Consider the following 11,835-nt stretch of genomic DNA (forward strand, 5'->3'; position numbering starts at 1 on the left):
TAAAATTTGCCATTTTGCCGATAAATGGTTATGAGGCTTATGTCTGTTTCAATTGTGTAGTAAAATTACTCGCTATTTTTTCGTTCATACTTGAGCAACTTCTCGTGCAGTATATTCAAAAACTCCCTCTTCCAGCTCAATCAGCCCAGCATATTCTAATGCTCCTTCAACAGTCTGAAGTGACTGGATTAGTTTTTTTGAATAATAAGGATCAGCCGATTATCGGATTTAATCCTGCTACATTTTGTATTTTTCAAGATCATCAACTTCATTACTACAAAAGAGATGAATCAAATCAATATATCGAGGATCAAGATAATACCGAGCTGACTGAATTTATCATTTTTCAGAATTCTGAATATTCTACAAAAAGTATAAATAGTAAATTTCAGGGTGGTTATATTGGATTCATTGGCTATGATTATGCTGCATCACAATATGTAAATACCGATTTCTGTGTACAACCTGCGCTTTATGTAGGCAAATATCTGAGTTACCTGACTCAAGAAAATGACGAATGGTATTTTTATAGTCAATCTCCAAATGCTGAAACTGAATATTTACAACTACTTAGTATTTTCACCCAACAAATTTCTGAGAATAACTCAAGCTTCTATATATCAACACCATTTCAATCCCGATGGACAAAATCGACATATTTAAAGGCTTTTGAAAAAATTCAGGATTACATCAAATCAGGGGATTGTTATCAAATTAATTTGACACAAGAATTTCAAACGCACTGCAAAGGAAATTTACTTTCAAAAGCCGATCAACTTTGGGATTTAACCAATGCTCCTTACGCAGGTTATTTGCAGATAGGTGATTTTGAATTACTCAGTTGTTCGCCTGAGTTATTTATCGAATTTAATGAGTATCGACAAATCAAGACACGTCCTATTAAAGGAACTATGCCGCGTTTTGATAATGCCGAGTTAGATCAAATGTCTAAACAAAAATTACAAGCATCAGAAAAAGATCAGGCAGAAAATGTCATGATTGTCGATCTGTTACGTAATGATCTAAGTGTCTATGCAGAAGTTGGCTCAGTAAAAACAACAAAACTTTTTGAAATTGAAAGCTTCAATCAGGTTCATCATATGGTCAGTGAAATCACGGCCACGCTCAAAGCTGATGTTAATCCTTTTGAGGTCTTACTCACTGCTTTACCAGGTGGTTCGATTACTGGTGCTCCCAAGATTCGAGCCATGCAGATTATAGATGAGCTTGAAGGCGAGCCACGTGGGGCTTATTGCGGTTCTTTAGGTTACTTTAATTTTGATGGTACAGGTTGCTGGAATATTTTAATTCGTAGTCTGCAACGGTATCAAGATCAACTTTCTTTATGGGCAGGTGGTGGCATTACCATCGCATCAAACTCTGAGGCTGAATATCAGGAATGTTTTGATAAAGTCTCTGCCATGCTGAATCTAATCAATACATGGCAAAGCATGCAAAGCACGGCTTAATTAATAAATAGTTTTAAAGTATTTACTAAGCGCTGATTCTGCTCGTCTGTGCCTACAGTAATTCTTAGATATTGATTGATACGTGGTTTATTGAAATGACGCACAATAATCCCTTGTTCACGCAATGCTTTTGCTAACTCAATTGCAACATGAGCAGGATGTGTCACAAAAATAAAGTTTGCCTTAGATGGCAATACGTCAAACCCTATAGTTTCAAGCTGCTCAATCAATTGTTCGCGGCTTTGAATCACTTTTAAACACTGTTCTTCAAAATAAGCTTGATCTTCAAAAGATGCTACTGCCGCAGCTATGGCAAAACGATCAATGGGATAAGAATTGAAACTGTTTTTCACTGCTTCAAGTGCAGCAATGAGATGTGCTTGTGCAAGTGCATACCCGACGCGTAAACCTGCCAGAGATCGTGATTTTGAGGTGGTTTGACACACGACCAAATTATCATACTGGTTTACCAAACTCGCAGCAGATTCGGCACCAAAATCGACATAGGCTTCGTCAATTACGACTACACGATCGGGATTATTCTTTAGAATTTGCTCAATGTTTTTCAATGAAAGCGCTATGCTGGTGGGTGCATTTGGATTAGCAATAATAATACCGCCATTATTCTGCTGATAATCTTCTACGACAATTTCGAAATGATCATTCAGTGGAATTTGTTTGGTTTGTACACCAAAGAACTGGCTATAAACTGGATAAAAGCTGTAGCTAATATCGGGATATAAAATTGGTTCATCTTGAATGAAGAATGCTTTAAAAATATGTGCAAGCACTTCATCTGAACCATTGCCTACAAACACCTGTTCCACACTCAAATGCTGCTGTTTCGCAATTGCCTGTTTTAGCAATGATGCATCTGGATCAGGATATAAACGCAATGCGTCTGCCTGATCTACCAGTACAGTCTCTACTGCTGCTTTTACTTTAGGCGAAGGTGGATACGGATTTTCATTGGTATTGAGTTTAAGTAAGTTCTGGATTTTAGGTTGCTCACCAGGTACATAAGGCTCTAACTCACGAACCTCTGGACTCCAGAAACGCATTTTTTCATTAGTGACATTCATCTTTCTATTCTCAAAAAAGGGCTGAAAATCAGCCCCGTAGAGCAGTTACTAAGCTCTGATCTTGCTAAAATATTAATACTTACTGATAACGATAACGTGCAGAACGTGCATGTGCATCCAGATTTTCCTGTTGAGCCAATACGTCTGCCGCCTTTGCCAAGCTTTTCACGCCTTCTTGCGAACACATGATCAAACTTGAACGTTTTTGAAAGTCATACACCCCAAGAGGCGATGAAAAACGTGCGGTACCCGATGTTGGTAATACATGATTCGGACCTGCACAGTAATCGCCAATCGCTTCTGGTGTATAGCGTCCCATAAAGATTGCACCTGCATGACGAATCTTCTGACTCATCGCTTCTGATTCATCCAGACACAGCTCTAAATGTTCAGGGGCCACCTGATTAATTAATTCAATGGCCTCATCACGATCCTTAACCAGAACCAGTGCTCCACGATTTGCAATTGAAGTCCGCGCAATATCAGCTTTAGGTAATGCAGCTAAATGTTCTTCAATCGCTTGAGCGACTTCATCAAGTAATGCTTCATCTGGTGTAATAAAAATGGCTTGTGCAACGGTATCGTGTTCCGCTTGTGACAAAAGATCCATTGCCAACCATTTAGCATTATTCTGACCTTCTGCATATACCAGAATTTCAGATGGACCGGCGATCATGTCAATTCCGACCTGACCGAAAACAGCGCGCTTAGCGGCCGCAACAAATCTGTTACCAGGTCCAGTAATTTTATCTACTGCTGGAATAGTCTGGGTGCCATAAGCCAAAGCGGCAACAGCCTGCGCTCCACCTATCGTAAAAATACGGCTTACTCCAGCCAAATATGCCGCAGCCAAAACCAGAGAATTCAACTCACCATTTGGTGCTGGCACGACCATGATAATTTCTGGTACACCAGCCACATGTGCTGGAATTGCATTCATAAGTACCGAAGACGGATAAGATGCCAAACCACCAGGGACATAAATACCGACACGATCTAAAGGTGTCACTTTTTGACCCAAGGTATTTCCCAATGCATCCACATAGCTCCAACCTTCTTGCTTTTGAGCTTGGTGAAAACTGCGAATACGCTCCGCAGCCAATTCAAGGGCTTCACGTATTTCAGCCGTTAAGGCCTCAAATGCAGTTTTAAGTTGCTCTTGGGTCAGTTCCAAATCTGAAAATTGATGCGCTGGATGTCGATCAAACTGCTGAGTGAGCTTAAGAACATGTTCATCACCATACTGACGTACATCAGCAATGATTTGGTCTACTGTTTTTAAAAGTTCAGGATCATTTACAGTTTCAAACGCTAACAGATCTGCAAAAACCTGTTTAAAGCTTTGATCTTGAGTCGATAAACGTCGCATCAATTTACCTACAAGGTGCTAAGTGAAAATAAGATCTTAGTGTACTCTTTTTCATGGCTTCTGTGGGTAATCAACCATCAACAATCTTGCATTGTTTCATTGAAAATAGAGTTAACCGTTATTCTAAAAATTTATTCTGGTGGTGTAGGCTTAACACTTATACAGCTTGCATCAACTGTAAGACCCTATATCTTAATCAAACAACAATAGTTACCTGTTCCAATGACAAAAAACCGCCAGAATATGGCGGTTCTTGAATAAAATACGCAACTTGCTGATGTTAAGGTTAACGCTGATTCACAGCCTCTTCCACTTGAGCAAGAATCGGATCTAATAAAGCTTGTTTACGCTTAAAGCTGGCCTTATTCACAATCAGACGAGATGACACTTTCATGATCTCCTCTAAAGGCTCCAAACCATTTGCCCGCAAGGTATTTCCAGTATCAACTACATCCACAATGTAGTCACCTAAACCCACCAAAGGTGCCAGCTCCATTGAGCCGTAAAGTTTGATCACATCCACCTGCTCACCAAGGCTTGCATAGTATTGACGCGTTAAATTTACATATTTAGTAGCAATCTTTAAACGGCCTTTGGGGTGTTGCATTCCGACTTTACCAGCGGTCATCAATTTGCAATTTGCAATTTTAAGATCAAGTAACTCATAAACATGCTGTGCACCATGTTCCATCAAGACATCTTTACCCGCTACCCCAAAGTCCGCAGCACCATTTTCTACATAAGTTGGCACATCAGATGCACGTAAAATCAAAATACGGACTTTTTGATGTGTGGTAGGAAAAATTAATTTACGGGATTTTTCTGGGTCTTCAAGTAAATTAATACCTGCTGCCTCCAGCAAAGGTAAAGTCTCTTTTAAAATACGCCCCTTACTAAGCGCCAATGTTAAACCATGATCAAAATTCCCCATTACGTTAAAGTTTGGATCATCGTTTCTCATATCATTCATCAACTTACTCGCTTAATCTTAGCGCCTAAACTTTGTAATTTAGCTTCAATATTTTCATAACCACGATCAATGTGATAAATACGGTCAATCAAAGTATCTCCTTCGGCAACCAATGCTGCGAGTACCAAGGAAAAAGAAGCACGCAAATCAGTCGCCATCACAGGAGCTGCTTGCAATTTTTCAACACCCGTTACAATAGCATCATTACCTTCGACCTGAATATTGGCACCCATACGTGACAGTTCAGGGACATGCATAAAACGGTTCTCAAAAATAGTTTCTGAAATCGTCGCAAAACCTCTACCAATCACATTAACCGCCATTAACTGTGCCTGCATATCCGTTGGAAATTCTGGATGCGGTAATGTCCTAAAACTTACAGCTTTAGGACGTTTGCCCATCATATCCAATTCGATCCAGTCTTCACCACGCGTGACTTCTGCACCCATTTCTTCAAACTTATCAAGAACTGATTCTAGTAATGATGGATCCGTATGTGTGGTCTTAACACGCCCACCTGTAATCGCAGCAGCGGCAAGATAAGAACCTGTCTCAATACGATCAGCAACAACTGAATATTCACAGCCATGTAAACTTTCAACACCTGTAACTACTAAAGTATCTGTATCTAATCCTTCAATCTTGGCGCCCATTTCAATCAACATTTGTGCCAAATCCGTAATTTCAGGTTCGCGTGCAGCATTACGAATTGTGGTTGTACCCTCTGCCAATACCGCAGCCATGAGAATATTTTCTGTTCCACCGACGGTTACCATATCAAAGGTGATATCTGCGCCTTTTAAACGGCCATCCACAGTGGCATGTACATAACCATTTTCAACTTCAATATGAGCACCTAATGCCTCAAGTGCTTTAAGATGCTGATCTACAGGACGAGAACCAATCGCACACCCACCTGGTAAAGAAACCTGTGCATTGCCATAACGTGCCAATAATGGCCCGAGCACTAAAATCGATGCACGCATCGTTTTTACTAATTCATAAGGTGCAAACTGATTTGATAATGTAGAGGTGTCTGCCTTAACAGTTTCACCCTCATAATCCATTGTAATACCTAACCCGGCAATCAGCTTGACCAGTGTATTGACATCTTTAAGATTAGGTACGTTATTCAGCGTAATTGGAGAATCAGCCAAAATCATAGCCGCAAGTAAAGGTAATGCCGCATTTTTGGCGCCAGAAATGCGAACTTCACCCTCGAGTTTTACACCACCCGTAATTAAAAATTTGTCCATGTAAGTTTAGGCTCCGAATAGACTTGCTTTACGCCATTCTTCTTTAGTCATTGCACGGATAGTAACCGCATGGACTTCACCACTGGCAATATAAGAATTTAAAGGTGCATAGACTGCCTGCTGACGAGCGACAGTTCGTTTTCCTTCAAACTGATCATCCACTATACGGAGGTCAAATTTTCCAGCTTGCCCACTTACCGCTACTTCCGACTCGGGAAAAGCTTCTTGTAAAATTTGTGTGAGCTGTTCACTATTCATGGCTAGACCTCTTATACAACCTTGGGTGTAAAAACTCATCATTCTACTATAAATCATAGAGATAATTTAGTACGTCGCTACATTTTATACATAAAAAAAGAGGCTAATCTCTAGCCTCTTTAAAGATCAAAAAATTAAATAGGAACAATAACTTGCTGATATGTACATTGTATTTTTCGATGTTTTTGTAATTGACGTTTCAATTTTTCAGATAATTTTTTAATTGATGTATACATGTCATCAGCAGACGCTTGTGCAAAAAGTTCAATGCCTGGTAGGCGTACAATTGCTTCAGCAATATGATTTGAACTCCCTTTGTGCGTTCTTTTATCAATTTGATGATCTTTCGAAAGTTTCACCTGCATACTATTGACTTGATCTAAATGCTTGGTCATCTCACCAAATTTAGATTTGATATTTTCTTCAATGGCAGGTGTTATAGTTAAATGATGTCCACGAATTGTTATCTGCATAGTTCTATCCCTCACCTTCTATCAGGATATAAAGGTATAGCCAAATGATCTAAAGACAGAAATTAACTATAAAATGCAATCGTCAAATCATTTAAACTATTCCTTCGATGAAAAAAAAGATTCATTATTTTGCAACAATGAATCTCTAGAATAGACAGATTATGCAGATCAGATCAAGACTTTTCTTTCAGAAGATGAGGGGATATGTAACGATTCACGATATTTTGCAACGGTTCTACGCGCTACATCAATTCCTTCATCTTTGAGCATATTTGCAATAATATTATCCGACAAAGGTTTACGTGGATTTTCCGCAGAAATCATTTTTTTAATACGCGCACGAATCGCAGTTGAAGAACACTCTCCTCCAGAGGTTGTTCCGACATGACTTGAAAAAAAGTATTTCAATTCGAATAAGCCACGTGGAGTCAGCATATATTTATTGGTGGTTACCCGCGACACTGTTGACTCATGCAGCTCAACTTCCTCTGCCACATCACGCAGTACCAAAGGTTTCATACCCTCGGGACCAATTTCGAAAAAATTACGTTGATGTTCAACAATACAGGTTGCAACTTTTAATAATGTTTTATGACGTTCATCAATGCTTTTTATAAAATTTTTGGCTTCCAGCATCTGATTGCGCAGATACATGTTTCCATCACTCTGATCTGCTCTACGAATCATATTAGAATAGAATGAATTGATACGTAATTTGGGCATAATGTCAGGATTAAGCTGTACCTGCCAAGATTGATCTTTTTTAGTGACCACCACATCAGGAACTTGATAATCTGAATCCTGTGCTTCAAAGTCCAAGCCTGGATAAGGCTTTAATGTTTTAAGCAGCTCAATTGCCTCTTTTACTTGCAACATGGTCAAATTTGTAGATTTTAATAATTTATTTAAATCGTTACTCACAAGCAGTTCATAATATTTTAATAAACTTAAAGCTTCATTTCTTAAAGGTGTAAAAACATCAAGAACATCCAATTGAACTTTCAAACATTCTGCAAGATTCTTTGAACCTACACCAACTGGATCAAGACGCTGGATATGCTTAAGCACAACCATCACCTCATCTGCCTCAATCTCTTCTTCAAGCCCTGCTTCTGACAATAAATACTGTGCCGCTTCAATAATTTCTTCAATTTCGGCATCTAGAAAACCTTTCTCATCCAGACAATCTACAACGCAATAAGCAATTAACCGATCGACAGTCGAAAAATGCAATAAATTTACTTGGGCCAAAATATGTTCTTTTAAAGTATGCTCAGCTTGACGATTATCTTCCCGTTCTTCATATTCTGGTGAAGCCAAAGCTGTAGATTGATGCGTATACACATCATCCCAATCGGTATCCACAGGAAGATCATTGGGTAAATGGTCCGCATTTAAATCCTGAGTTAGATCTCGGCTTTCTTTATTTTCTAAATGGGTTAAACTTTCTGCTGTACCCTCATCTTCTATTTTTTCAAGTAATGGATTACTATCTAATTGAATCTGGATTTCTTGTTCAAGCTCCAGACTTGATAATTGCAATAAACGAATCGCTTGTTGTAATTGAGGGGTAAGCGATAAAGAATTCGCGACTTTCAATCCAACAGATAACTTCATAAAGCAATATCCTGACTACTATTATACAATGCAAAAAATATGCCGATATCATTGTTATAGCATAGGATTTAACTTTATCCTACAAAAAAAAATATTTCAGAAACAAATTATTTGTAAAATGCAGTTAAACCAAATTTATATATCCTTCCTACTATTAAATTCGCAAGTTTTTTTCTATTTAATTTATTTTCTACATAAAAAAAGCCCCCTGATTTTGATTCAGGGGGCTTTTATATTTAAAAGCTGGCGATGACTTACTCTCACATGGCTAACGCCACACTACCATCAGCGCGAAGAGGTTTCACTTCTGAGTTCGGGAAGGGATCAGGTGGTTCACTCTTGCTATTGTCGCCAGCAAACTGTTTATGGACATTTTCGGGTCTTATTTTGACTGTGGATTGTATTTCACAGTGTGTGCCGTACTTTGTACCAAATGAGTTTAACGGATTGGACTATTGAGTCGGTATTGTAACTAGTTCATTAACTAAATCAAGTTTGAATTGATCATTTGTATGAATTTATCTTGCATACAACAACTGTTTGGGTGTTGTATAGTCAAGCCTCACGAGCAATTAGTATTGGTCAGCTTCACATATCACTATGCTTCCACATCCAACCTATCAACGTCCTAGTCTTGAACGGCTCTTTAGAGGAATAAATTCCTAGGGAAATCTTATCTTGAGGTAGGCTTCCCGCTTAGATGCTTTCAGCGGTTATCCCTTCCGAACATAGCTACCCGGCGATGCGACTGGCGTCACAACCGGTACACCAGAGGTTCGTCCACTCTGGTCCTCTCGTACTAGGAGCAGATCCTCTCAAATTTCCAGCGCCCACGGTAGATAGGGACCGAACTGTCTCACGACGTTCTAAACCCAGCTCGCGTACCTCTTTAAATGGCGAACAGCCATACCCTTGGGACCTGCTTCAGCCCCAGGATGAGATGAGCCGACATCGAGGTGCCAAACACCGCCGTCGATATGAACTCTTGGGCGGTATCAGCCTGTTATCCCCAGAGTACCTTTTATCCGTTGAGCGATGGCCCTTCCATACAGAACCACCGGATCACTAAGACCTACTTTCGTACCTGCTCGACTTGTGGGTCTCGCAGTTAAGCGCGCTTTTGCCTTTATACTCTACGCGTGATTTCCGACCACGCTGAGCGCACCTTCGTACTCCTCCGTTACTCTTTAGGAGGAGACCGCCCCAGTCAAACTACCCACCAGACATGGTCCTCGCCCCGGATCACGGGGCAGAGTTAGAACCTCAACATTACCAGGGTGGTATTTCAAGGATGGCTCCAATGGAACTGGCGTCCCATCTTCAAAGCCTCCCACCTATCCTACACAAGTAAGGTCAAAGTTCAATGTCAAGCTGCAGTAAAGGTTCACGGGGTCTTTCCGTCTAGCCGCGGGTACACCGCATCTTCACGGCGAATTCGATTTCACTGAGCCTCTGCTGGAGACAGCGCCGCCATCATTATGCCATTCGTGCAGGTCGGAACTTACCCGACAAGGAATTTCGCTACCTTAGGACCGTTATAGTTACGGCCGCCGTTTACTGGGGCTTCGATCAAGAGCTTCGCTTACGCTAACCCCATCAATTAACCTTCCAGCACCGGGCAGGCATCACACCCTATACGTCCACTTTCGTGTTTGCAGAGTGCTATGTTTTTAATAAACAGTTGCAGCGGCCTGGTTTCTGCGGCTGTCAATCGCTCAGGGAGCAAGTCCCATCACCATCAACAGCGTACCTTCTCCCGAAGTTACGGTACCATTTTGCCTAGTTCCTTCAGCAGAGTTCTCTCAAGCGCCTTGGTCTACTCGACCTGACCACCTGTGTCGGTTTCGGGTACGATTCCTGTGTAACTGTAGCTTAGAGACTTTTCTTGGAAGTATGGTATCAGCCACTTCGCTAGTAAACTAGCTTGCTATCGACTCTCAGCATAGAGCACCCCGGATTTGCCTAAGATGCATGCCTACTGTCTTCCACCTGGACAACCAACGCCAGGCTGACCTAACCTTCTCCGTCCTCTCATCGCATTACACAGAAGTATTGGAATATTAACCAATTTCCCATCGACTACGCCTTTCGGCCTCGCCTTAGGGGTCGACTCACCCAGCCCCGATTAACGTTGGACTGGAACCCTTGGTCTTTCGGCGAACGGGTTTTTCACCCGTTTTGTCGTTACTCACGTCAGCATTCGCACTTCTGATACCTCCAGCAGACTTCTCAATCCACCTTCATCGGCTTACAGAACGCTCCCCTACCACGTAACTTAAAGTTACATCCGCAGCTTCGGCACATAGTTTTAGCCCCGTTACATCTTCCGCGCAGGCCGACTCGACTAGTGAGCTATTACGCTTTCTTTAAAGGGTGGCTGCTTCTAAGCCAACCTCCTAGCTGTCTATGCCTTCCCACATCGTTTCCCACTTAACTATGATTTTGGGGCCTTAGCTGGCGGTCTGGATTGTTTTCCTCTTGACTACGGACGTTAGCACCCGCAGTCTGTCTCCCGGATAGTACTCATAGGTATTCGGAGTTTGCATCGGTTTGGTAAGTCGGGATGACCCCCTAGCCGAAACAGTGCTCTACCCCCTATGGTATTCGTCCGAGGCGCTACCTAAATAGCTTTCGGGGAGAACCAGCTATCACCAGGCTTGATTAGCCTTTCACCCCTATCCACAAGTCATCCCCTGGCTTTTCAACGACAGTGGGTTCGGTCCTCCAGTTAGTGTTACCCAACCTTCAACCTGCTCATGGATAGATCGCCTGGTTTCGGGTCTATACCCAGCAACTATACGCCCTATTAAGACTCGGTTTCCCTACGGCTCCCCTATGCGGTTAACCTTGCTACTGAATATAAGTCGCTGACCCATTATACAAAAGGTACGCAGTCACCGAACAAGTCGGCTCCCACTGCTTGTATGCATGCGGTTTCAGGATCTATTTCACTCCCCTCACAGGGGTTCTTTTCGCCTTTCCCTCACGGTACTGGTTCACTATCGGTCAGTCAGGAGTATTTAGCCTTGGAGGATGGTCCCCCCATATTCAGACAAGGTTTCACGTGCCTCGCCCTACTCGTCATCATTGTGTGTGCCCTTTCGTGTACGGGAATATCACCCTCTACGTTCGCACTTCCCAGAGCGTTCCACTAGAACACACACAACTTAATGGGCTGTTCCCCTTTCGCTCGCCGCTACTAAGGGAATCTCAATTGATTTCTTTTCCTAAGGGTACTGAGATGTTTCACTTCCCCTCGTTCGCCTTGCATGACTATGTATTCATCATGCAATACCTATCTTATGATAAGTGGGTTTCCCCATTCAGACATCTCCGGATCA

Annotated in this window: 8 protein-coding genes and 2 rRNA genes; 1 reads left to right on the forward strand and 9 read right to left on the reverse strand. The window is 41.6% G+C overall.

The window, feature by feature from the left end; all coding sequences use genetic code 11:
• Window positions 1-158 precede the first annotated feature (158 nt).
• Window positions 159-1,469, forward strand: a complete 1,311-nt coding sequence (locus F952_RS04240) for an anthranilate synthase component I family protein (RefSeq protein WP_011182112.1) — start codon at window positions 159-161, stop codon at window positions 1,467-1,469.
• Here the strand turns inward: F952_RS04240 and hisC are convergent.
• The 9 genes from hisC to F952_RS04285 all read right to left on the reverse strand — a co-directional run.
• Window positions 1,466-2,551 (reverse strand): histidinol-phosphate transaminase, encoded by a 1,086-nt coding sequence (hisC, locus tag F952_RS04245; RefSeq protein WP_004922691.1) that lies wholly within the window; start codon window positions 2,549-2,551, stop codon window positions 1,466-1,468. The genes F952_RS04240 and hisC overlap by 4 nt on opposite strands.
• Window positions 2,552-2,630: 79 nt before the next feature.
• Window positions 2,631-3,920, reverse strand: a complete 1,290-nt coding sequence (gene hisD, locus F952_RS04250) for a histidinol dehydrogenase (RefSeq protein WP_004922693.1) — start codon at window positions 3,918-3,920, stop codon at window positions 2,631-2,633.
• A gap of 286 nt (window positions 3,921-4,206) precedes the next feature.
• On the reverse strand, window positions 4,207-4,890 hold the full coding sequence (gene hisG, locus F952_RS04255; RefSeq protein WP_004922697.1) for an ATP phosphoribosyltransferase: 684 nt from the start codon (window positions 4,888-4,890) through the stop codon (window positions 4,207-4,209).
• Window positions 4,890-6,146: a UDP-N-acetylglucosamine 1-carboxyvinyltransferase gene (murA, locus tag F952_RS04260; RefSeq protein WP_004922701.1), complete on the reverse strand. Its 1,257-nt coding sequence runs from the start codon at window positions 6,144-6,146 to the stop codon at window positions 4,890-4,892. The genes hisG and murA overlap by 1 nt, the downstream gene beginning before the upstream one ends.
• A gap of 6 nt (window positions 6,147-6,152) precedes the next feature.
• The gene (gene ibaG / locus F952_RS04265; RefSeq protein ID WP_004922703.1) at window positions 6,153-6,404 is read right to left on the reverse strand and encodes a BolA family iron metabolism protein IbaG; all 252 of its coding nucleotides are present in this window, start codon (window positions 6,402-6,404) and stop codon (window positions 6,153-6,155) included.
• Between the two features lie 134 nt (window positions 6,405-6,538).
• Window positions 6,539-6,877: a ribosome hibernation-promoting factor, HPF/YfiA family gene (hpf, locus tag F952_RS04270; RefSeq protein WP_004922705.1), complete on the reverse strand. Its 339-nt coding sequence runs from the start codon at window positions 6,875-6,877 to the stop codon at window positions 6,539-6,541.
• Window positions 6,878-7,045: 168 nt separating this feature from the next.
• Window positions 7,046-8,494 (reverse strand): RNA polymerase factor sigma-54, encoded by a 1,449-nt coding sequence (locus F952_RS04275; RefSeq protein WP_004922708.1) that lies wholly within the window; start codon window positions 8,492-8,494, stop codon window positions 7,046-7,048.
• A gap of 241 nt (window positions 8,495-8,735) precedes the next feature.
• Window positions 8,736-8,850, reverse strand: a 5S ribosomal RNA gene (gene rrf, locus F952_RS04280).
• Window positions 8,851-9,045: 195 nt separating this feature from the next.
• Window positions 9,046-11,835: ribosomal RNA gene (locus tag F952_RS04285) — 23S ribosomal RNA — on the reverse strand; the annotation flags it as partial.

Source organism: Acinetobacter baylyi DSM 14961 = CIP 107474, assembly GCF_000368685.1.
GTDB classification, from domain to species: domain Bacteria; phylum Pseudomonadota; class Gammaproteobacteria; order Pseudomonadales; family Moraxellaceae; genus Acinetobacter; species Acinetobacter baylyi.

Bases quoted from the DNA above. Each gene is read 5' to 3' on its own strand.
- ibaG (WP_004922703.1), bottom strand. From the start codon at position 6,404: ATGAATAGTGAACAGCTCACACAAATTTTACAAGAAGCTTTTCCCGAG.
- murA (WP_004922701.1), bottom strand. From the start codon at position 6,146: ATGGACAAATTTTTAATTACGGGTGGTGTAAAACTCGAGGGTGAAGTT.
- F952_RS04275 (WP_004922708.1), bottom strand. From the start codon at position 8,494: ATGAAGTTATCTGTTGGATTGAAAGTCGCGAATTCTTTATCGCTTACC.
- hpf (WP_004922705.1), bottom strand. From the start codon at position 6,877: ATGCAGATAACAATTCGTGGACATCATTTAACTATAACACCTGCCATT.
- hisD (WP_004922693.1), bottom strand. From the start codon at position 3,920: ATGCGACGTTTATCGACTCAAGATCAAAGCTTTAAACAGGTTTTTGCA.
- hisC (WP_004922691.1), bottom strand. From the start codon at position 2,551: ATGAATGTCACTAATGAAAAAATGCGTTTCTGGAGTCCAGAGGTTCGT.
- F952_RS04240 (WP_011182112.1), top strand. From the start codon at position 159: ATGCTCCTTCAACAGTCTGAAGTGACTGGATTAGTTTTTTTGAATAAT.
- hisG (WP_004922697.1), bottom strand. From the start codon at position 4,890: ATGAATGATATGAGAAACGATGATCCAAACTTTAACGTAATGGGGAAT.